This window comes from Acidovorax sp. JHL-9 (assembly GCF_000426205.1).
GTDB lineage: Bacteria > Pseudomonadota > Gammaproteobacteria > Burkholderiales > Burkholderiaceae_C > Acidovorax > Acidovorax soli.
Window position 1 is genome coordinate 143,226 of sequence record NZ_AUEX01000003.1, and the last position, 19,926, is coordinate 163,151.

A 19,926-nucleotide genomic window follows, 5' to 3' on the forward strand; every position below is an offset into this window, starting at 1 on the left:
CAGGCAGTGCCTTCAGCGCAGCAGCGTGACACCCGTCCTGGCCTGGAGGGCATCAAACGTGACGCCCGGCGCCAGCTCCACCACCTTGAGGCCCAGAGGTGTCACGTCCATCACGGCCAGGTCGGTGATGATGCGGTCGACCACGCCTACGCCCGTGAGGGGCAATGTGCAGCGGGGCAGGATTTTCAGGTCTTCGGTACCGTCCTTCTTGCGCGCCACATGCTCCATGAGCACGATCACACGCTTGACGCCCGCCACCAGGTCCATGGCGCCGCCCATGCCCTTGACCATCTTGCCGGGGATCATCCAGTTGGCCAGGTCACCCTGCTCGCTGACCTGCATGGCGCCCAGGATGGAGAGGTTGATCTTGCCGCCGCGGATCATCGCGAAGGACTGGTCCGAACTGAAGATGGACGAGCCGGGGATGGTGGTCACCGTCTGCTTGCCAGCGTTGATGAGGTCGGCATCCACCTTGTCCTCGGTGGGGAAGGCTCCGATGCCCAGCATGCCGTTCTCGGACTGCAGCCACACCTCCTTGTCACCGGTGAAATTGGCCACCAGCGTGGGAATGCCGATGCCCAGGTTCACATAGAAGCCGTCTTCGAGTTCTTGGGCCGCACGGGCGGCCATCTGGTCTTGGGTCCAAGGCATGGTTCAGGCTCCTGTTTTCTCGGTGATCGTGCGCTTCTCGATGCGCTTTTCAGGGTGGGCGTTGAGCACGATGCGGTGCACATAGATGCCGGGCAGGTGAATCTGGTCGGGGTCGATAGCGCCCGTCTCCACCACCTCTTCCACCTCCACGATGCAGATCTTGCCGGCCATGGCGGCGGCCGGGTTGAAGTTGCGTGCCGTCAAGCGAAACTGCAGGTTGCCCGACTGGTCGGCGCGCCAGGCCTTGACCAGCGACACTTCCGGCACCAGCGAGCGCTCCATCACATAGGTTTCGCCATCGAACTCGCGCAGCTCCTTGCCCTCGGCCACGATGGTGCCCACACCGGTCTTGGTGAAGAAGGCCGGGATGCCCGCGCCGCCCGCGCGCAGCTTCTCGGCCAGCGTGCCCTGGGGCGTGAATTCCAGCTCCAGTTCGCCCGCCAGGAACTGGCGCTCGAACTCCTTGTTCTCGCCCACATAGGACGAGATCATTTTCTTGATCTGGCGGGTTTCCAGCAGCTTGCCCAGGCCAAAGCCGTCCACGCCCGCGTTGTTGGAGATCACGGTGAGGTTCTTCACCCCCGAATCGCGCAGCGCGTCGATCAGCGCCTCGGGAATGCCGCACAGGCCGAAGCCGCCCACGGCCAGCAGCTGGCCATCGGCAACCACACCCTCAAGGGCCTTGGCTGCGGAAGGAAATAACTTTTTCACCACGATCTCCTTGCTAGTTTTGATGCGCTACGATACTACGTACACAGATAAGTAGTACCCCGTAAAGATTTGCACTATGGACGTTGATTACAGACTGGCTTTCGAATTTGCCCCCGTGGGTCTGGTGCTCTCGCGCAACCGCACCATGATGGACTGCAACCGGCTGGTCTGTGAAATGTTCGGCGCCTCGCGCGAAGTGTTGATCGGGCAATCGTTCGAGGTGCTCTACCCCAGCACCGACGAGTACGAACGCCTGGGGGCGCACATGGAACCCATTTTGAACGCCAAGGGCCACTATGCCGACAGCCGCATCATGAAGCGGGCCAACGGCGAAGTGTTCTGGTGCCATGTGTCGGGCCGCGCCCTCAACCGCGAAGCCCCCCACGAATCGGGCATCTGGAGCTTTGAAGACCTCAGCTCGCAGCGCACCGTCAAGGCCGAACTCACGGGGCGCGAACGCGAAGTGGCCGCCAAGCTGCTGGAAGGCCTGACCTCCAAGGAAATCGGCAAGACCCTGGAGATCAGCCACCGCACCGTGGAAATCTACCGTGCCCGCCTGATGCGCAAGTACAACGCCTCCACCGCGGCCGATCTGGTGCACAAGCTGGTGGCGGGAGCATAGGCTCCCCCTGAGTCGCTTCGCGCCTTCCCCCTGAGGGGGACATTACCACTGGCCTGGCCAAGCCAGTTCTACGGGTGACAGGAAGCAGTCCAAGCGCAAGAGCGCACCGTCAGCCCTTTCCATGACCGTCCACCACCTCGGACGCTGTGCGAAAAGCCTCCACCGCGGCCGGCAGGCCACAGTAGATGCTGGCATGCAGCAGCACTTCCTGAAGCTCCTGGGCCGTGGCGCCATTGTTGAGCGCACCGCGCACATGGCCCTTGAGCTCGTGCTGCCGGCCCAGTGCCGTGAGAAATGCCACCGTGATCAGGCTGCGCGTTTTCATGTCCAACCCCGGGCGCTGCCACACATCGCCCCAGGCATTGCGGGTGATGAACTCCTGGATGGGCTGGGTGAACGCCGTGGCATTGCCAAAGGCCTTGGCCACGAAGTCCTCGCCCATGACCTGCTTGCGCGTGGCCAGTCCTTGCTCAAAGTCTTTGGTGGATGGGGGTTGCTGCGTCATGCGGGCTCTCCTGTTCGATCGGGGCCGCCATGGTATCCGCCTCCATCATGCGCAAAAAGAAACGCCCCCTGCGGCATCCATCAGGACTCGCAGGGGGCGTTGGCCATTCGCTCCGGCCTTGTCAGGCAGGGTGCAGCGCCAGGTCAAAACGGTCCAGGTTCATCACCTTGGTCCAGGCTGCAACGAAGTCCCGAACGAACTTGTCGTGCGCGTCTGCACTGGCATACACCTCGGCCAGGGCACGCAGCACCGAGTTGGAGCCAAACACGAGATCGTTGCGGGTGGCGGTGTATTTCACCGCGCCGCTCTTGCGGTCCCGCCCCTCGAACACCTCAGCGCTGCTGTCCGACGCTTTCCAGACGGTGCCCATGTCCAGCAGGTTGACGAAGAAGTCATTGCTGAGCACACCCACCTTGTCGGTGAACACACCATGCTGGCTGCCATCGTGGTTGGCGCCCAGCACGCGCAGGCCACCCATGAGCGCCGTCAGCTCAGGCGCCGTGAGCGTGAGCTGCTGGGCCTTGTCGATCAGCAGTTCTTCTGTGGTGGTGCTGCTGGCAACGCGGCGGTAGTTGCGGAAACCGTCCGCCACCGGCTCCATCAGGGCGAAAGAGTCGGCATCGGTCTGGTCCTGGCGCGCATCCACCCGGCCCGGGGCAAACGGCACCTCGACGGCCACGCCCGCAGCCCGGGCGGCCTGCTCCACGCCCACCCCACCGGCCAGCACGATCACGTCGGCCAGCGAGGCCTTGCCCGATGCCTGCGCAATGGCCTGCAGCCTGGGCAGCACGCTCGCGGCGATGGTGTTCACCGCCCAGTCCTTTTGCGGGGCCAGCGCCAGGCGCGCACCGTTGGCCCCGCCGCGCTTGTCGCCACCACGGAACGTCGAGGCCGAAGCCCAGGCCACTGACACCAGTTCGCTGACCGACAGGCCCGAGGCCGCGATCTGCGCCTTCAGCTCGGCAATGTCTGCGGCCGTGGGCTGGTGCTGCGGCGCGGGCAGCGGGTCTTGCCAGACCAGCTCTTCCTTCGGCACTTCAGGGCCCAGGTAGCGCGCCTTGGGGCCCATGTCGCGGTGGGTGAGCTTGAACCAGGCACGGGCAAAGGCTTCGTTGAAGGCCTGCGGGTCGTTCAGGAAACGGCGCGAGATCTTCTCGAACCCGGGGTCAAAACGCAGTGTCAGGTCGGTCACCAGCATCGTGGGCTTGCGCTTCTTGGCGGGATCGAAGGGGTCGGGAATGATTTCGGGCGCATCCTTGGCCTCGAACTGGATGGCCCCGGCCGGGCTGCGCGTCTGCACCCATTCGTACTTGAACAGGTTCTCGAAAAAGTGGTTGCTCCACTGCGTGGGTGTCTGCGTCCACACCACTTCCAGGCCAGAGGTGATGGCATCGCTTCCACTGCCGCTGCCGTAGCTGCTGGTCCAGCCCAGCCCCATCTGCTCGATGGCTGCGGCCTCGGGGTCGGCACCCACATGGCTGGCAGCGCTGGCGCCATGGGTCTTGCCCAGCGTGTGGCCACCGGCGATCAGCGCCACGATTTCCTCATCGTCCATGGCCATGTTGCCAAAGGTGGCACGGATGGCTGCGGCGGCCGATGCGGGGTCGCCGCTGGCATTGGGGCCTTCGGGGTTGACGTAGATCAGGCCCATCTCGGTGGCAGCCAGAGGGTTCTTTGCCAGGGTCTCGGGGTTGCGATGGGTGAGCCAGGCCTTCTCGTCGCCCCAGTTCACGTCCATGTCGGGCTCCCACACGTCCTCGCGGCCGGCACCAAAGCCAAAGGTGCGGAAACCGGAGTTTTCCAGCGCCACATTGCCCGCCAGGATCATCAGGTCGGCCCAGGAGATCTTTTGCCCGTATTTTTGCTTGATGGGCCACAGCAGGCGGCGCGCCTTGTCCAGGCTCACGTTGTCCGGCCAGCTGTTGAGCGGCGCAAAGCGCTGCTGGCCACGCCCGGCACCGCCACGGCCATCCACCGTGCGGTAGGTGCCCGCACTGTGCCAGGCCATGCGGATGAACAGGCCAGCGTAGGTGCCCCAGTCGGCGGGCCACCAGTCCTGGGAATCGGTCAGCAGCGCCTTGAGGTCGGCCTTGAGCGCGGAGTAGTCGAGTTTCTTGAATTCTTCGGCGTAGTTGAACTTCCCGCCCAGGGGGTTGGAGCGCTCGGAGTGCTGGTTCAGCAAATCCACGCGCAACTGGTTCGGCCACCAGTCACGGCTGGTCCGGCTGCTGCTTGCGCCGGCGGCATGGAATGGACATTTGGATTCTTCGGTCATGGAGCGCTCCTTGTCTTGCGTGTGAGGCCGTTATGGCGAGTTGCAAGCCAAATGATAGGGAGTGACCTCTGGATCAAAAAGTCAATTAATATAAATTTACCGATAGTTTTTATTAACCGCTCCTCCAAGAAGATAGCCAGGAAGAGCGCGGCAGTACGCCAGTGATTGCACTATTTTCGATAGCCGCCTGCGGCCTTACCCGTTTGCAGGCCCGGTGTGCCCAGGTCCGCGTGCAGGATATGGCCGTGCGTCGAATCGGTGACGTATACCACCCTGTGCCCTTCTCCACCGAAAGCCAGATTGGTGGTGGAAGCCCCGGCGGGTCCGCGCAACACGCATTCCGGCTCGGCCCGGTGGTTCAACACCCACACATAGCCCAGGCCCGGGTTGGCCACGAGCAGGCGCCCCGCCCCATCCACCGCCAACCCATCAGGACCACTGGGACCGTAGGAGGTGAAGAACTGGCCCACCTTGGCCACGCTGCCGTCGGGCAGCAGCGGCACGCGCCACACGCAGTTCCCGCGCGTCACCGCCAGGTAGAGCACGCGCCCGTCGGGCGACAGGGCCACGCCGTTGGGGCTGGGCACGTTGTGCAGCAGCAGATCCAGCTGGCCATTGGGCCGCAGGCGGTACAGGCGGCCACTCGGGTCGTGCAGGCCGCTTTGGCCCTGGTCGGTGAAGTAGAGGTTGCCTTCGGCGTCAAAGATCAGGTCGTTCACACCCTTGAAGCGCTCGCTGTTGCGGCGCTGCAGGTACGGGGTAACGGCGCCCGTGGCCACGTCGAGCTGCATCAAACCGTTCTTGTAGTCGGTGATGAGCAGCGTGCCGGGCTTCAAGAACTTCAGGCCGTTGGGCTCGCCGTCGTACTCGGCCACCAGCGCCCATTCGCCTTGCGGGTTGATGCGAAAGACGCGGCCCCAGGGGATGTCGCTGACGTAGAGGTTGCCTGCGTCGTCGAACACCGGGCCTTCGAGAAACGAATCGGTGATGGTGCCGCCCCGGTTGGCATCGGCCCAGTCGCTGCGCTCGCGGCGGCGAAAGTGCTCGGGCATGGTGGTGAAGACATCGAGGTCGCGAACCTCAGGGGCTTGCAGCAAAAACATGGCGGGTCTTTCCAATTCGTTCAGGCGGGGGCGGCGGTATCGAAACCATACAGCCGCGCCGGGTTGTCGACCAGGATGCGGTCCATGGCGGCATCGCTGCCAGCCCAGGCCTGCAGCAGGTCCACCAGATCGGCATCGTTCACGGTGCCGGGCGTCTCGGTGGTGTGCGGCCAGTCGCTGCCCCACACCAGGCGGTCGGGCGCAGCCTGCACCAGGGCCTGGCCCAGCGGCAGCATGTCGGCATAGCTCGGGCCATGCACGGTCGAGCGCATGTAGGCACCCGAGAGCTTGACCCAGGTGTTGCCCCCATCCAGCAAGCCGCGCACCACGCCATAGGCCTGCGCAGCGGGGCCTTCAGCCGGGTCGATGCGGCCCAGGTGGTCGATGACCAGGGGCACGGGCAGGGTTTGCAACTGGGGCGCCAGCGCGATGAGCTGCTCGGGGTGCGCAAAGATCTGGATGTGCCAGCCCGCGCAGGCCGGGTGCTCGGCCAGCTTGCGGGCCAGGGTGGCCAGCATGTCGGGCGTGGTGGTGCCCCACGATTGGGGCGAGACAAAGTTGACCCGCAGCCCGCGCACACGGCGTGCGGCCAGATGGGCCAGTTCATCGGCACTCACGTCCTCGCCCACTACGGCCACGCCGCGCGCATCGTTGCCCAGTTGGTCCAGCGCATCCAGCGTGCAGGCGTTGTCGGTGCCGTAGGTGGAGGGCGTGACCACCACCGTGCGCGTGGTGCCCAGGCGCGCCTGCAGTTGCCGGTACACCGCCACGGGCGCCACCGGCGGCGTGCGCGGCCAGTGGGCTGACGGCGCAAAGCGCGGGTCAAAGATGTGCATGTGGCTGTCGCACGCACCGGGCGGCAGCGGGCGCCGCGGACGGTTCAGGCCCACCGAGTGCGGCACGGGCGTGGTAAGCGCTGGCAGGGGCATGGGTCAGTCGAGTTTGATATTGCCCTTCTTCACCACCTCGCCCCACTTCGCATCCTCTTTCTTCAAGAAGGCAGCAAAGTCTGCGGGGGTGGAGCCTACCGGCTGCGCGCCCAGGTCGGCCAGGCGCTGCTTCACTTCGTCTTCCTTCAGCACCTCTTGCAGGGCCTGCTGCAGCTTGGTGGCGATGGGGGCAGGCACGCCCGCGGGCAGGAACACGCCGTTCCACTCATAAGCCTCGTAGCCAGGGATGGCCGCCTCGGCCACCGTGGGCACATCGGGCAGGCGCTTGGAACGCTCTGGCGCCGACACGGCCAGCGCGCGCAGCTTGCCGCCCGACACATGCGGGTAGGTGGCGGCGACGGTGCCGAACATGAAGTCCACCTGGCCGGCGATCACATCGGTGATGGCAGGGCCGCCGCTCTTGTAGGGCACATGCACCATGTCCAGGCCCAGCTTCTGGGCCATCAGCTCTGCTGCCAGGCGCTGCACCGTGCCGCTGCCGCCCGAGGCAAAGTTGATCTTGCCCGGCTGGGCCTTGGCCTTGGCGATCAGCTCACCCACGTTCTTGTACGGTGCATCGCTTTTGACGATCAGCACGTTGGGCGCCAGCAGCACCAGCGACAGCGGCTGCAGTGCGTTGGCGGCATACGGCATCTTGGGAAACAGGTGCGGGTTGATGGAGTACGGCGTGGCGTCGTACAGCATGGTGTAGCCGTCGGCCGGCGCCTTGGCCACGTAGCTGGCGCCAATGGTGCCGCTGGCACCGGCCTTGTTGTCCACGATCACGCTGCCGCCCAGCTTGGCGCCCAGGCGGGTGGCGACCACGCGGGCCACGGCATCGGCCGCGCCGCCAGGGGCATAGGGCACGACGATGGTGATGGGCCGCTCAGGGAAGGCAGCATGGGCCACACCCGCAGCCAGGGCGCAGGCGGCGATCAGGGGTTTGAAAAAGGAAAGCATGGGTATCTCCGATGGGTTCTGGTTCTACAACAGGGCGACTCAATCCGCTTTCAGATCGAGCGCTTTGGCAATCTGGCTGTGCGTCGCCACCTCGCGCGCCACACGGGCGGAAAAGGCATTGCCGCAGACCGATTCAGCCTCCATGCCCAGGCCGCGCAGCTTCTCAACGGCCGATTCGCTCTTGGCAAAGTCGGCCGCCGTGCGCTCCAGCGCCTGGGCGATGGGCTCGGGCAGGCCCGCAGGGGCCAGCACGCCGTACCACACGTCGGCGGCGTAGTTGCCACCGCCCGCCTCGGCAAAGGTGGGCACGTCGGGGACCAGGGCCGAGCGCTGGGGTGCGCCGACGGCCAGCGCGCGCAGCTTGCCGCTCTTGATCTGCGGCAGCACCGAACCCAGGGTGGCGAAAGAGCTGTCGAGCTGGCCGCCCATCAAGTCCGTCACCACGGGTGCCGCGCCCTTGTAGGGCACATGGTTGAGCTGCAGGCCCTGGGCGCGGGCAAACACCTCGGTGGCGAAGTGGCCCGAGCTGCCCACCCCGGCCGTGCCGGCGGTCACGCGGCCGGGCTCGGCGCGGGCCTTGGCCAGGTAGTCGGCCAGCGTCTTCACGGGCAGGCTGGGGGCCACCACCAGCACCGTGGGGCTGCCCGCCACGGTGCACAGGGGACGGAAGGACTTCGCCGCATCGAACTTGACGCGGCCCTGGTACAGCCCCGGAATCATGGTGTGGTTGGTGGCGCCGAACAGCAGCGTGTAGCCATCGGCCGGGGCACTGGCCACGGCCTGCGCGGCAATGATGGTGCCCGCGCCCGGCTTGTTGTCGATGATGAACGGTTGGCCCAGGGCCTTGCTGGCGTGGTCGGCAAAGGCGCGTGCCACCACATCGGTGGGGCCGCCCGCGGCAAAGCCCACGACCAGCTTCACGGGTTTGGTCGGATAGGCCGCTGCGCCCGTTTGCGCTTGGGCTGCGCCAGATGCTACCAAAAAAATAGCTGCAAGCGCTTGATGGATGAGCGCCAGAGGCATTTTTTTCTTCAACATGGTGAAGACTCCTTCAATCAATGCGGATGCCGCTGGTGCGAATGACCTCGGCCCACTTCGTGGTTTCGGTTTTCAAGAAGGCGCTGAACTCCTGCGCGCTGGAGCCCATGCCCTGCACGCCCAGCTCGGCAAAACGCTTCTTCATCTCGGGGCTGGCCACGATGGCGCGGGTCTCGGCCTCCAGCCGCTCCAGCACGGGGCGCGGCGTGCCTGCGGGGGCGAACAAGCCATTCCACTCGCTGACCTGAAAGCCGGGCACGCCGGACTCGGCCACGGTGGGCACGGCCTCCCAGCCCTCGGCGCGGCGGGGCGAGGTGATGGCCAGCGCCCGCAGCTTGCCGCTTTTGACGAATGGGCCGCTGGCCGTGGTGGCGCTGAACATCACATCCACCTGCCCACCGATCAGGTCGGTGAGCGCGGGCGCGCCGCCCCGGTAGGGGATGTGGGTGATGGCCACTTTTTGCCCCTGCTTGAACAGCTCGCCCGCCAGGTGCTGGGCGCCACCGTTGCCGGCCGATGCATAGGTCAGGTTACCGGGGCGAGCCTTGGCGGCCTTGACCACATCGGCCACCGACTGGAAGGGCGACATGGCCGGCACCACCATCAGCAGCGGCACTTGCAGCACGAGCGAGATGGGTGCGAAGTCCTTGCTGGCTTCGAACGGCAGCTTGGGGAACAGACTGGGGTTGACGGTGAAGGCCGTGGCATCGAGCAGCAGCGTGTAGCCATCGGCCGGCGCCTTGGCCACAGCCGCCGCGCCAATCGTACCGCTGCCGCCGGGGCGGTTGTCCACCACCACCTGCTGGCCCAGGCGCTGGCCCAGTTGCGTGGCCAGCAGGCGTGCGGTGTTGTCGGCGTTGCCGCCGGCCGGGTACGGCACGACCAGCTTGAGCGGCTTGTCGGGCCAGGCGCCCTGGGCCTGCGCCGCAGGGGCCAGACCTGTGGCGGCGGACGCTACTAAAAATGCAGCTGCCAGCGCTCTGTACACAAGCGCCAGGGGGCGATTCTTCTTGAAATTCTGTGGCATGGCTTGTCTCCTGGGGTTCCGGGCGCGGCTGCTCAGGCCGTGGCGGCTTCCGCGGTGCTGCGGGCCAGCACGGCCAGCAGGTTCTGGGCAGCACCCACACCCATGTTCACGTAGGCATCGCTCGTCACGCCGCCGATGTGGGGGCTGAGGATGATGTTTTTCTCGCCCTGGAAGGGGTGGCCTGCCGTCATGGGCTCCACCGCAAAGCTGTCCAGCCCGGCGGCCATGACCTGGCCCGAGCGCACGGCGGCCAGCAGCGCGGCTTCGTCGATCAGGCCGCCCCGTGCCGTGTTCACCACGATCACGCCGCGCTTGCATTGGGCCAGCGTGGCAGCGTTGAGCAGGTTGCGGTTTTCCTCGGTCAGCGGGCAGTGCAGCGAGATCGCATCCGATTCGCGCCAGATCGTTTCCAGGTCCACCGCCTGCACATAGGCGGGCAGGTTCTTGGCAAATGGATCGAAGCCGATCACGCGCATGCCCAGGGCGTCGGCCATCTTGGCAAAGCGCAGGCCAATGGCGCCCAGGCCCACCAGGCCCACGGTGCGGCCACCCAGTTCCAGGCTCTTGTGCGTGGCCTTGTCCCAGTGACCGGAGTGCATGCGCGCATCCAGTGCCACCACGGATTTGGCGCAGGCCAGCAACAGGGCCAGGGCCTGCTCGGCCACGGCCGCAGCGTTGGCGCCCACGGCGGCCACCACCTCAATGCCACGGGCTTTCGCGGCCACCTTGTCGATGGTGTCGGTGCCGCTGCCGTGCTTGGAGATGACCTTGAGCGCGGGGGCCGCGTCCATCACCGCTGCGCCCACCTTGCCGTAGCGCACGATGATGGCCACGGGATTGTGTGCGCGGCACAGGGCCACCATGTCGTCTTCGGTCGGTGTCTTGCCTGCGTAGACGATTTCGTAGCCTGTGAGCAGGTCCAGCGCTTGTCGCGCCAGGTCGGCGCCGGTCACGACGATGACGGGGTGAGTAGCGTTGCTCACAGCGATTCCCCTTCCTTGAGCATGCCCGCAGCGCGCAGGGCGGCAGGCAGCCATTTCGATGCGGTGTCACCGCGGGCAATGGCTTCGATGCGGGCGGCTTCGTCGGCCACCTTCTTGTCGGCCAGGGCCAGCATGCCGGGGGCCTTCTCGCGCTCGATGACGACCACGCCATCGGCGTCGCCCACCACCAGGTCACCGGGGTTCACCACCGCGCCACCGGCGCTGATGGGGTGGTTGATGCGGCCGGGCACGTACTTGGTAGGACCTGCGGGGTTGAAGCCCGCGCTGAACACGGGGAAGTCCAGCTCGAGAATTTCCAGCTTGTCGCGGATGGCGGCGTCCACGATCACGCCCGCCAGGCCGCGCTTCTTGCAGGCGCTGAGCATCAGCGTGCCCATCAGCGCGGCGGTCTGGTCGCCCTTGCCGTCGATCACCAGCACGTCGCCCGGCTGGGCCAGGGCGATGGCGGCATGGATCATGAGGTTGTCGCCGGGGCGCACTTCCACGGTGAAGGCGGGGCCAGCCACCTTCATGGCCTGGTGCACGGGCGCCACGCGGCCGTGCATGGTGCCGCGGCGGCCCGCCACGTCGGCCAGGATGGCGGCCTGGTAGGTGGCGGCTTGTTGCACCACGTCGGCGCTCACGCGGTCGATGGTGCGGATGATTTCAGGGAGTTGGCTCATGGTGAATCTTTGTGAAGAACGGTGGTAACAGTGAAATCAGCACTGCGCAGCAGGCTTGGCCTTGCCTGCAAAGCGCCCATGCCGCGGCGCCACCACCCAACGATGGGCGGCTGTCGGCGAGATGCATGGAAAAAGAAGGACTGGGGCATGCACAGTGCGCTCTGCCCCAGCGAACGCGTCAGTCCAGGCTGGCGCCCGAGTCCTTGACGATCTTGGCCCAGCGCGGCACTTCGGCCTTCAGCAGTGCGCTGAACTGCTCGGCCGAGCCGCCCAGCACGTCACCGCCCTCGGAGCGCAGCTTGTCTGCCACGTCGGGCTGCTGCAGGGCCGCGTTGATGGCCTTGTTGAGCTGCGCCACGATGGGCGCAGGCGTACCGGCGGGCGCCAGGATGCCAAACCAGGTCACGGCCTCGAAGCCCTTGTAGCCCGACTCGGCGAGCGTCGGCACGTCGGGCAACTGGGATGAGCGCTTGGCCGAGGTGATGGCCAGCACCTTGAGCTTGCCGTTGCGCACCTGGCCCAGCAGCGTGGGCACGGACGACATGTACAGGTCGATCTGCCCGCCCACCAGGTCCGTCATGGCCTGGGCCGCGCCCTTGTAGGGGATGTGGCGCAGCTGGATGCCCGCGGCATTCTCGGCCAGTTCGCCCGCCAGGTGGGCCACGGTGCCGTTGCCCGAGTAGCCCAGCGTCAGCGCATCGGGCTTGCCCTTGGAGGCCGCCACCACATCGGCGAAGGTCTTGAAAGGCGAGTTGGCCGGCGCGGCCATCACGATGGGCGAGGACGACACCAGGCCCACGGGCACCAGGTCCTTGAGCGGGTCGTAGGGCAGCTTGGGGTACAGCGTGGGGTTGATGGCCAGGTTGCTGGTCTGGCCCATGACCAGGGTGTAGCCGTCGGCCGGTGATTTGGCTGCGGCATCCACGCCCAGGTTGCCACCCGCGCCGGGGCGGTTATCCACGATCACGTTCCACTTGTTCTGGTCGGTAAGCTTTTGTGCCAGGGTGCGCGCGATCATGTCGGTGCCGCCGCCGGGCGGGAATGGAACGATCAGGCGGATGGGCTTGGCTGGATAGGCAGCCTGTGCCAGGGCGGCGCCGGTGGGTATGGCAGCAGAGGCAAGGCCCAGGAGGGCAGCGCACAGCTGTGCACCGAAGGAACGCGAAAGCGATGAAAGCACTGGCATGGATTTGTCTCCGTTATGGTGGTTCGTCACGCCGTTGAGCAAGAGTTCTTCATGCCCAGCGCCGTGGGTGCGACTTTACGCAGACGTTTCAACCCATACAATGCAGTTGCACACAATGAAACGAATTCCGCCATGAGCAACAGCCCTGCCCAACCCCTGCGCCCAGCCCCATCCAGGGCCCCGGAGCCACCCGCCATGGACGCTGCGGCGGCAGCCAAAGACACCGGAGGCGTCATCGCCGTCACGCGCGCCCTGCAGGTGCTGGAGGCCTTTGCGCTGGGTGAATCCAGCCTGCCGCTGGCCGAACTGAGCCGCCGCTGCAGTCTGCACAAGACCACGGTGCTGCGCCTGGCGCGCACACTGGCGCAATCGGGCTTCATGGTGCAGCGCGAAGACGGCGACTGGCGCCTGGGCCCGGCCGCAGGCTGGCTGGGCGCGCGCTACCAGGCGGGCTTTGATGTGCAGAACGTGCTGGAACCCGCGCTGCGCGAGCTGACGCACGCCACCGGCGAAAGCGCGGCGTTCTATGTGCGCGAGGGCCATGTGCGCACCTGCCTGGTGCGCGTGGAAGGCCCGCAGGCCCTGCGCCACCACGCCCGCATGGGCGAAGGACTGCCGCTGGACAAGGGCTCGCCGGGCCGCGTGATCCTGGCCTTCTCGGGCGAACCAGGCAAGGCCTACGAAGAGATCCGCAAGAAGGGCTACCACTGGTCCATCGGCGAGCGCGAACAGGGCGTGGCCACGGTGTCGGCCCCGGTGTTCGGAATGCATTGGCGATTGATGGGGTCGGTGTGCATTTCGGGCCCGGCGTCGCGCCTGCCCGCCAACAAACTCGAAGCCCTCGCACAGACCGTGGTCGCCGCCGCCACCCGCCTGTCGTACGCTCTGGCAGGCAACACGGCCGCGCCATCACAGAGTCCGGTGCGTGCCACCCAATGGCATCCGTAATCCGGGCCACACTGCTGTCCTACCGTCAACCCGTCAGACAACACCACACACAGGAGACCGCATGCGCCGCTACCCTTTCCCCGACCTGAGCACCCTGCCCGAAGACATCCGCGCACGCATCCTGGAAGTGCAGGAAAAAGCCGGTTTCATTCCCAATGTGTTCCTGGCGTTTGCGCGCCGCCCGGCCGAATGGCGGGCGTTTTTTGCCTACCACGATGCGCTCATGCTCAAGGAAGAAGGCCGCCTGACCAAGGGCGAGCGCGAGATGATCGTCACCGCCACCAGCGCTGCCAACCAGTGCCTGTACTGTGTGGTGGCGCATGGCGCCATCCTGCGCATCTACGAAAAGAACCCCTTCGTGGCCGACCAGGTGGCCGTGAACCACCGCAAGGCGGACATCACGCCGCGCCAGCGCGCCATGCTCGACTTCGCAATGAAGGTCTGCCAGCGCGCGCACGAGGTGGAAGACGCCGACTTCACCGCCCTGCACGCCCATGGTCTGGACGACGAGGACATCTGGGACATTGCCGCCATCACGGCATTCTTTGGCCTCTCCAACCGCATGGCCAGCTTTGCGGGCATGCAGCCCAACCCCGAGTTCTATCTGATGGGGCGGGTGCCCAAGCAGAAATAAGACCCTGCAGGAATCACTACTGATTTGATAGCTACCAGTGATTTACCCATAAGCGCAATAGCCCGCATTCCGTCGGGCAAGGGCATGGCCTTGTGCCGCGGAAAATCCACCCAGAATGATCTCCGGGCCCTGGCCCTTCGGGTCGGTACATGGCGACTCCGGCACATGGCCCGCTACGGGAAAGGACACGATGCCGAGGGTGTGAAATGGCGAAGGCGTTGTACCCACATGGTGCGAGGAGGGTTTTTCTTCCTCACGCCATGTCCACTGGCACTGTGCACCCAGTCTTCACCCGGTTCATCGCAACCAGCGTATTGAAAGACTTCACATTGCCCGATTCAAAAAACAGTTCGCGGGTCAGCTCCACATACTGGTCCATCGAACGGACCAGGAAAATGAGCACAAAATCCCATTCTCCCGTCACGTAGTAGCACTGCTGCACCTGTGGGCAAGCCGCAAAGCGGCGCTGCATCTCGTCGAGCAGGTGCGCTCGCTCGCTCTCTGCTTTCACCTCCACGATCACGGTCAGGTCATAGCCGAGTGACCTGGGATGGAGGCTGGCCGAGAACTTCTCGATGACCCCTGCCCCTTCCAGCAGCTTGAGCCGTCGATTGACTGCGGCCGTTGACAGATGCGCTCGTTGTCCCAACTCGCTCTGCGGCACACGGCCATCTTCTTGCAAAGTGGCCAGAAGGATGCGGTCGTAGTGATCCAGCTTCATCGTGTGGGCACCAGGTCAATGGGGTCATTGGTGAAAAACATTCAATCCAAAACTCAAAATTTCGAAAAATCATTCAGCAGGGAAAAATATTATTCACCCATTCCCACCTTTGCAAGGAAATGACCGTGGCAACTGCAAACCTCGCCTTGGATGCGGAGCGTCTGTTGGCCCAACTTCAGGAACTGGGAACCATTGGCCAGGACAGTGCGCAGGGCGGTCGCACGCGCATCGCCCTGACCGACGAGGAGAAAGCCGGCCGCGACCTGCTGGCAGGCTGGATGCGCGAGCTGGATTTAGAGGTACGGGTGGACCAGGTCGGCAACATCTTTGGAGTGCTCCATGCAGCCTCGGCCGAAGGAGACGCCAAGCCTTTGATGATGGGATCGCACATCGACACCGTGCGCAACGCGGGTGCCCTCGATGGGTGCTACGGCGTTCTGGCGGGCCTGGCGGTAGCGCGTGCCTACCGTCAAGCGCGCACCTTGCCAGCACGCGCCATTGTGGTGGGCGCATTCACCAATGAAGAAGGTGTGCGCTACCAGCCTGACATGATGGGATCACTGGTGTATGCAGGTGGCATGGCTGTACAGACGGCCTTGGACACCGTTGGCATAGACGGCACACGGCTGGGCGACGAACTGGCTCGCATCGGCTATGCCGGGACCATGGTGCCGGGAACCATCATGCCGCACGAGTACATCGAACTGCACATCGAACAAGGCCCGGTGCTTGAAGCAGAGCACAAGCCCATCGGAGTGGTGGAGAACCTTCAAGGAATCTCCTGGCAGAAAGTAACGATCCACGGGGTAGCAAACCACGCAGGCACGACCCCCACCCGGCTGCGCCACGACGCAGGCTACGCGGCCGCGGCCTGCATTGCGCACCTCCGCGACCGGGTCGTGGCCGCGGCTCCGGACACCACGCTGGCCACCACGGGTTCGCTGCGTCTCGAGCCCGACGTGATCAACGTCATCCCGCGCAAGGCGACCTTCACGGTCGATCTGCGTGATCCGGATGAATTGCGGCTCCAAGCGGCCGAGCAGCGCCTGGCGGACTTCCTTGCCGCCGTTGCCGACCGCGAGGGTGTAACGATCCACACAGAGCCACTGGTGCGCTTCCAGCCCGTGGTGTTCGACGCTGGCATAGCCGGCCGTATCGAAGCGGCCGCAAGGCGCCGCGGCTTGTCAAGCATGCGCATGACCTCGGGAGCGGGGCACGATGCCCAGATGATGGCCCGCATTGCGCCCTCGGCCATGATCTTTGTGCCCAGCAGGGGTGGCATCAGCCATAACCCGCGCGAACACACAGACGACGAACAGCTGATCCTGGGTGCGCAGGTCTTGCTCGATGTTGTTCAAGACTGCCTCGGTGCCCATTGAGCCGCCATCGCACCTCCACCCACCAGGCCCGTATTTTCCTCCGGTAGATCGCCATGCTCATCCTCAACTCCCGTGCTGCCCGAACGTCCTATCCTGCAGAACTGCTCTCGATCATGAGCATTGCGCAAGCCCATCAAAGTCGCCAATGGCTTTCTGCGTGGCCCGGTATCAGCCGCAAACCGACCCCCTTGCATGACTTGCCAGACTTGGCAGAACGCCTCAAAGTGGCCCGCATTCGAGTCAAGGACGAGTCGGTGCGCTCTTCACTGGGAAGCTTCAAGGCGCTGGGAGCACCCATTGCGCTCGTGCGCCAGATCTTGCGCTTGCATCCTGACTTCGAACCAGCGGCCATCCTGGCAGGACGGTACGCCAAAGATCTCCAGGACTACACGGTAATCAGTGCCACGGATGGCAACCATGGCCGCGCTCTGGCCGCTGCAGCCCGGGACGCTGGTTGCCGTTGCGTGATCGTGTTGCATGCCAAGGTAAGCGAAGAGCGCGAGCAAGCCATCGCCATCTACGGGGCGCAGATTGTGCGCATTGCGGGCAATTACGACGAATCTGTGGCAGAGGCGGCGCGCCTCGCCAAAGTCAACGGCTGGCAAGTGATCTCGGACACATCCTATGAAGGCTATGAGGAGATTCCACGCGACGTGATGCAAGGCTACGGAACGATCGCGGAAGAGATCATTGAGCAGGCGGGAGGACGCTCTGGCGAGGCGGGCGCTTTCACCCACGTCTTCTTGCAAGGGGGTGTCGGTGGAATGGCTGCCGGGCTGGCAAGCTACTGGTGGGAATTTCACGGCGAGCAGCGGCCTTGCTTCATCGTCGTCGAGCCGGCCCAGGCCGATTGCCTGCAACAGAGCGCCATCGAAGGGCGTCCGGCCCGAGCCACGGGTTCGGTTGATTCCGTGATGGCGGGCCTGGCCTGCGGAGAAACCTCGCCCCTCGCATGGCGCTTCCTGCAGCCATCGATCGACGCCTTCCTGACGATTGAGGACGGGCAAGCATTGGACGCCATGCGTACGTTGGCCCAAGGCAGTGGCCGTGACATCCCCATCGTCGCGGGCGAGTCAGGCGTCGCCGGACTGGCCGCGCTGCAGGCATTGAGGGCTGACCCCCACCAGTCGGCCCAAGTGGGTCTTACCACGGAGTCGCGCGTCCTCATTGTCAGCACGGAGGGTGCCACGGCACCCGGAGAGTACGCGCTGCGAACGGGGGAAAGTGCCGAGGCCGTGCTTCAACGCCAGTCATCGTGGCAACCATCCGCCCAGTGAAACGCCGGGCGCCCTAGCAACCCAACAGGAGACTGCGCATGTACATGGACAGTGGCGTGGGAACACAGATGGTTAACTGGCGGCACCAGCTGCACCAGTTTCCGGAGACCGGATTCAACGAGCACAAGACAGCGGGTTTCGTGGCCAAGGCTCTGGAGTTGATGGGTCTTCAGGTGCACAGCGGCATCGGTGGCACCGGACTCGTTGCCAGTTTGTCGGTGGGCGATGGTCAGGGTGTGATTGGCCTGCGTGCCGATATGGATGCCTTGGCCATGACCGAGACGGCCGAAGGGCGGGCGCACATCTCGCGCAACGCCGGGTGCATGCATGGATGCGGTCATGACGGGCACATGGCCATGCTGTTGGGCGCGGCGCAGATTCTCACAAAGAGCCGCGATTTCAATGGCACCGTCCGCTTCATCTTCCAGCCCGCCGAAGAACATGGCCGCGGGGCGAACGCCATGATCCGGGACGGGCTGTTCGAGCGCTTCCCGGTGGACGCGATCTATGGCGCCCACAACATCCCAGGAATGCCCGTCGGGCACATCGCCACACGTGAGGGCGGCATCATGGCCAGCGAGGACAACTTTGTGATCCGCATCACGGGCCGAGGCGGCCATGCTGCGAGGCCACACATGGCCATCGATCCCCTGGTGGTCGCTGCAGAGATCATCCTGGCGCTTCAGACCATCGTGGCCCGCTCGGTCGATCCCAGCGACCCCGCCGTAGTTTCGTGCACCGAAATCCACAGCGACGGCATTCGCAACGCGCTGCCCACGCATGTGGAAATCAAGGGTGACACGCGCAGCTATTCACCCCAGGTTCAGGCTCTGCTGGAGCGCCGCATGCGCGAGATCTGCCAAGGCATCGCCCAGGCACATGGGGCAACTTGCGATGTCGAGTACAGCCACGAGTTCGTTCCCACAGTGAACTGGCCGCAGTGCACACCAGTAGCCATCCAGGCGGCCCAATCCGTGGTGGGGCCAGACCACGTGGAAGGAAATGTCGCCCCCATGATGATCTCGGAAGACTTCGGTGCCTTCCTGAAAGTCGTCCCTGGCGCCTTCGTGTTCATCGGCAATGGCGCCGCAGGCGCACCGGGCGGAGTGCCTCTGCACAATTCCCAATACGACTTCAATGACGCAGTGCTGCCCATTGGGGCAAGGTATTTTGCGGAGATTGTTCGCCAAAGCCTTCCGCGCTGAAGCCAAGCCGTCTCTGGTGTCGTGACCGGTGCTGGCGGCGATCCGTCCGACCCACTCCACGCGGTCACTGTGCCTGGGATCATCTCAACGCTGGTGATCGTGCGCGGTAGCGGACAAAGATGGCAAGCTCGCCGCGCGCTCACACCACTGGACGCGGTCGATTGACCGATGAATGGGAGAACACATCGATTGCTCCGCCAGCAATCACGGGCTGGCCCATGGCATCCATGTCACCCCGGCGCACGGGAGCGCGCATCTCAAAAAGCCAGCTTCCTGGCCTCGGGGATTTCAATCGTCACACCGCAAAGCCGTCATCGGCCGCAATCACCGCACCATTGACAAAGTGGCTCTGGTCGCTGGCCAGCATCACGATGAGGGCATCCAGGTCCTGCGGCTGCCCCACGCGCTTGCGCGGCAGCATGGCGATGAGTTTCTGGCCCTGCTCGGTGTCCCAATGGTGGTGGTTGAGCTCGGTGTCGATGTAGCCCGGGCAGATGGCGTTCACGTTGATGCCGAAGCGCCCCCACTCCAGCGCCATGGCACGGGTCATCTGCACCACGGCGGCCTTGCTCATGCTGTAGGCGCCAATCTGCGGCAGCACCTTGAGCCCGGCCATCGAGGCGATGTTGATGATGCGCCCGCCCGTGAAGCTGCCCGGCGCCGCGCCGCGCGAGCGCGCCAGCATGCGCTTGCCCACCTCTTGCGCCACGAAGAAAGCGCCCTTGACGTTGGTGTCGAAGATGAAATCGTAATCTTCAGGCGTCACATCCTGGATGCGCTGCGTGGTGCTCACACCCGAGTTGTTGACCAGGATGTCGATGGAGCCCATTTCCGTCTCGGCATGGGCCACGGCGGCCTTGATGGAGTCGTGGTCGGTCACATCGAGCTCGACCACATGGGCGTCGCCCCCTTCGCCTTCGATGCGGGCGCGCAGTTCCTTGAGCTTTTCCAGCCGGCGGCTGGCCAGCACCACACCGGCGCCCGCACGGGCCAGGGTGCGCGCAAACTGGGCCCCCAGGCCGCTGGATGCGCCCGTCACCAGGGCCACGCGGCCGGACAAATCGATGCTGTAAGCCATTGAGAGTTTCT

The 19,926-nt window shown here is 65.0% G+C and carries 20 protein-coding genes; 6 read left to right on the plus strand and 14 right to left on the minus strand.

All coding sequences use genetic code 11. From position 1 onward, the window contains the following. Positions 1-12: 12 nt before the first annotated feature. Positions 13-651, minus strand: coding sequence for a 3-oxoacid CoA-transferase subunit B (locus tag K225_RS0103555; RefSeq protein ID WP_026435127.1), 639 nt, complete (start codon positions 649-651; stop codon positions 13-15). Between the two features lie 3 nt (positions 652-654). Continuing rightward, entirely contained in the window at positions 655-1,362 is a 708-nt protein-coding gene (locus tag K225_RS0103560; RefSeq protein ID WP_026435128.1) for a CoA transferase subunit A, read from the minus strand. A gap of 76 nt (positions 1,363-1,438) precedes the next feature. Between K225_RS0103560 and K225_RS0103565 the strand changes: the two genes are divergently transcribed. Next, positions 1,439-1,984 carry a PAS and helix-turn-helix domain-containing protein gene (locus K225_RS0103565; RefSeq protein ID WP_026435129.1) on the plus strand — a complete coding sequence of 182 codons (546 nt, stop codon included), beginning with the start codon at positions 1,439-1,441 and terminating at the stop codon, positions 1,982-1,984. Between the two features lie 109 nt (positions 1,985-2,093). Here K225_RS0103565 and K225_RS0103570 read toward each other — a convergent pair whose 3' ends face one another. From K225_RS0103570 to K225_RS0103615, 10 genes are all read right to left on the minus strand, one after another. Then, positions 2,094-2,489 carry a carboxymuconolactone decarboxylase family protein gene (locus tag K225_RS0103570; protein WP_026435130.1) on the minus strand — a complete coding sequence of 132 codons (396 nt, stop codon included), beginning with the start codon at positions 2,487-2,489 and terminating at the stop codon, positions 2,094-2,096. Positions 2,490-2,610: 121 nt separating this feature from the next. After that, positions 2,611-4,764: a catalase/peroxidase HPI gene (katG, locus tag K225_RS0103575; protein ID WP_026435131.1), complete on the minus strand. Its 2,154-nt coding sequence runs from the start codon at positions 4,762-4,764 to the stop codon at positions 2,611-2,613. A 170-nt stretch (positions 4,765-4,934) separates the two neighbouring features. Continuing rightward, complete coding sequence (locus K225_RS0103580) at positions 4,935-5,867, minus strand: SMP-30/gluconolactonase/LRE family protein (protein ID WP_026435132.1); 933 nt, start codon at positions 5,865-5,867, stop codon at positions 4,935-4,937. A 20-nt stretch (positions 5,868-5,887) separates the two neighbouring features. Continuing rightward, positions 5,888-6,796 (minus strand): amidohydrolase, encoded by a 909-nt coding sequence (locus K225_RS0103585; RefSeq protein ID WP_026435133.1) that lies wholly within the window; start codon positions 6,794-6,796, stop codon positions 5,888-5,890. Positions 6,797-6,799: 3 nt separating this feature from the next. After that, on the minus strand, positions 6,800-7,756 hold the full coding sequence (locus K225_RS0103590) for a tripartite tricarboxylate transporter substrate binding protein (RefSeq protein ID WP_026435134.1): 957 nt from the start codon (positions 7,754-7,756) through the stop codon (positions 6,800-6,802). 39 nt (positions 7,757-7,795) lie between these two features. After that, positions 7,796-8,794, minus strand: a complete 999-nt coding sequence (locus K225_RS0103595) for a tripartite tricarboxylate transporter substrate binding protein (RefSeq protein WP_026435135.1) — start codon at positions 8,792-8,794, stop codon at positions 7,796-7,798. 13 nt (positions 8,795-8,807) lie between these two features. Next, entirely contained in the window at positions 8,808-9,821 is a 1,014-nt protein-coding gene (locus K225_RS0103600) for a tripartite tricarboxylate transporter substrate binding protein (protein WP_034711708.1), read from the minus strand. A gap of 32 nt (positions 9,822-9,853) precedes the next feature. Then, positions 9,854-10,804: an NAD(P)-dependent oxidoreductase gene (locus K225_RS0103605; RefSeq protein ID WP_202900015.1), complete on the minus strand. Its 951-nt coding sequence runs from the start codon at positions 10,802-10,804 to the stop codon at positions 9,854-9,856. Continuing rightward, positions 10,801-11,487 (minus strand): diguanylate cyclase, encoded by a 687-nt coding sequence (locus K225_RS0103610; protein WP_026435138.1) that lies wholly within the window; start codon positions 11,485-11,487, stop codon positions 10,801-10,803. Before K225_RS0103610 ends, K225_RS0103605 begins: the two co-directional genes overlap by 4 nt. A gap of 178 nt (positions 11,488-11,665) precedes the next feature. Beyond that, positions 11,666-12,673 (minus strand): tripartite tricarboxylate transporter substrate binding protein, encoded by a 1,008-nt coding sequence (locus K225_RS0103615; RefSeq protein WP_026435139.1) that lies wholly within the window; start codon positions 12,671-12,673, stop codon positions 11,666-11,668. A gap of 132 nt (positions 12,674-12,805) precedes the next feature. Here K225_RS0103615 and K225_RS0103620 point away from each other — a divergent pair, with 132 nt between their 5' ends. Beyond that, complete coding sequence (locus K225_RS0103620; protein WP_026435140.1) at positions 12,806-13,621, plus strand: IclR family transcriptional regulator; 816 nt, start codon at positions 12,806-12,808, stop codon at positions 13,619-13,621. A gap of 61 nt (positions 13,622-13,682) precedes the next feature. Continuing rightward, entirely contained in the window at positions 13,683-14,255 is a 573-nt protein-coding gene (locus K225_RS0103625) for a peroxidase-related enzyme (protein WP_026435141.1), read from the plus strand. A 253-nt stretch (positions 14,256-14,508) separates the two neighbouring features. Here the strand turns inward: K225_RS0103625 and K225_RS0103630 are convergent, their stop codons facing one another. Further along, entirely contained in the window at positions 14,509-14,976 is a 468-nt protein-coding gene (locus K225_RS0103630) for an Lrp/AsnC family transcriptional regulator (protein ID WP_026435142.1), read from the minus strand. Between the two features lie 119 nt (positions 14,977-15,095). Here K225_RS0103630 and K225_RS0103635 point away from each other — a divergent pair, with 119 nt between their 5' ends. From K225_RS0103635 to K225_RS0103645, 3 genes are read left to right on the plus strand one after another with little or no spacing between them, the layout of a single operon-like run. After that, positions 15,096-16,355 carry a Zn-dependent hydrolase gene (locus tag K225_RS0103635; RefSeq protein WP_026435143.1) on the plus strand — a complete coding sequence of 420 codons (1,260 nt, stop codon included), beginning with the start codon at positions 15,096-15,098 and terminating at the stop codon, positions 16,353-16,355. A 53-nt stretch (positions 16,356-16,408) separates the two neighbouring features. Continuing rightward, on the plus strand, positions 16,409-17,632 hold the full coding sequence (locus K225_RS0103640; protein ID WP_026435144.1) for a diaminopropionate ammonia-lyase: 1,224 nt from the start codon (positions 16,409-16,411) through the stop codon (positions 17,630-17,632). Positions 17,633-17,670: 38 nt separating this feature from the next. Further along, entirely contained in the window at positions 17,671-18,837 is a 1,167-nt protein-coding gene (locus K225_RS0103645) for a M20 aminoacylase family protein (RefSeq protein ID WP_026435145.1), read from the plus strand. A gap of 295 nt (positions 18,838-19,132) precedes the next feature. On the opposite strand, the gene K225_RS0103650 is transcribed toward K225_RS0103645, so the two are convergent. Beyond that, positions 19,133-19,915, minus strand: a complete 783-nt coding sequence (locus tag K225_RS0103650) for an SDR family oxidoreductase (RefSeq protein ID WP_026435146.1) — start codon at positions 19,913-19,915, stop codon at positions 19,133-19,135. Positions 19,916-19,926 lie beyond the last annotated feature (11 nt).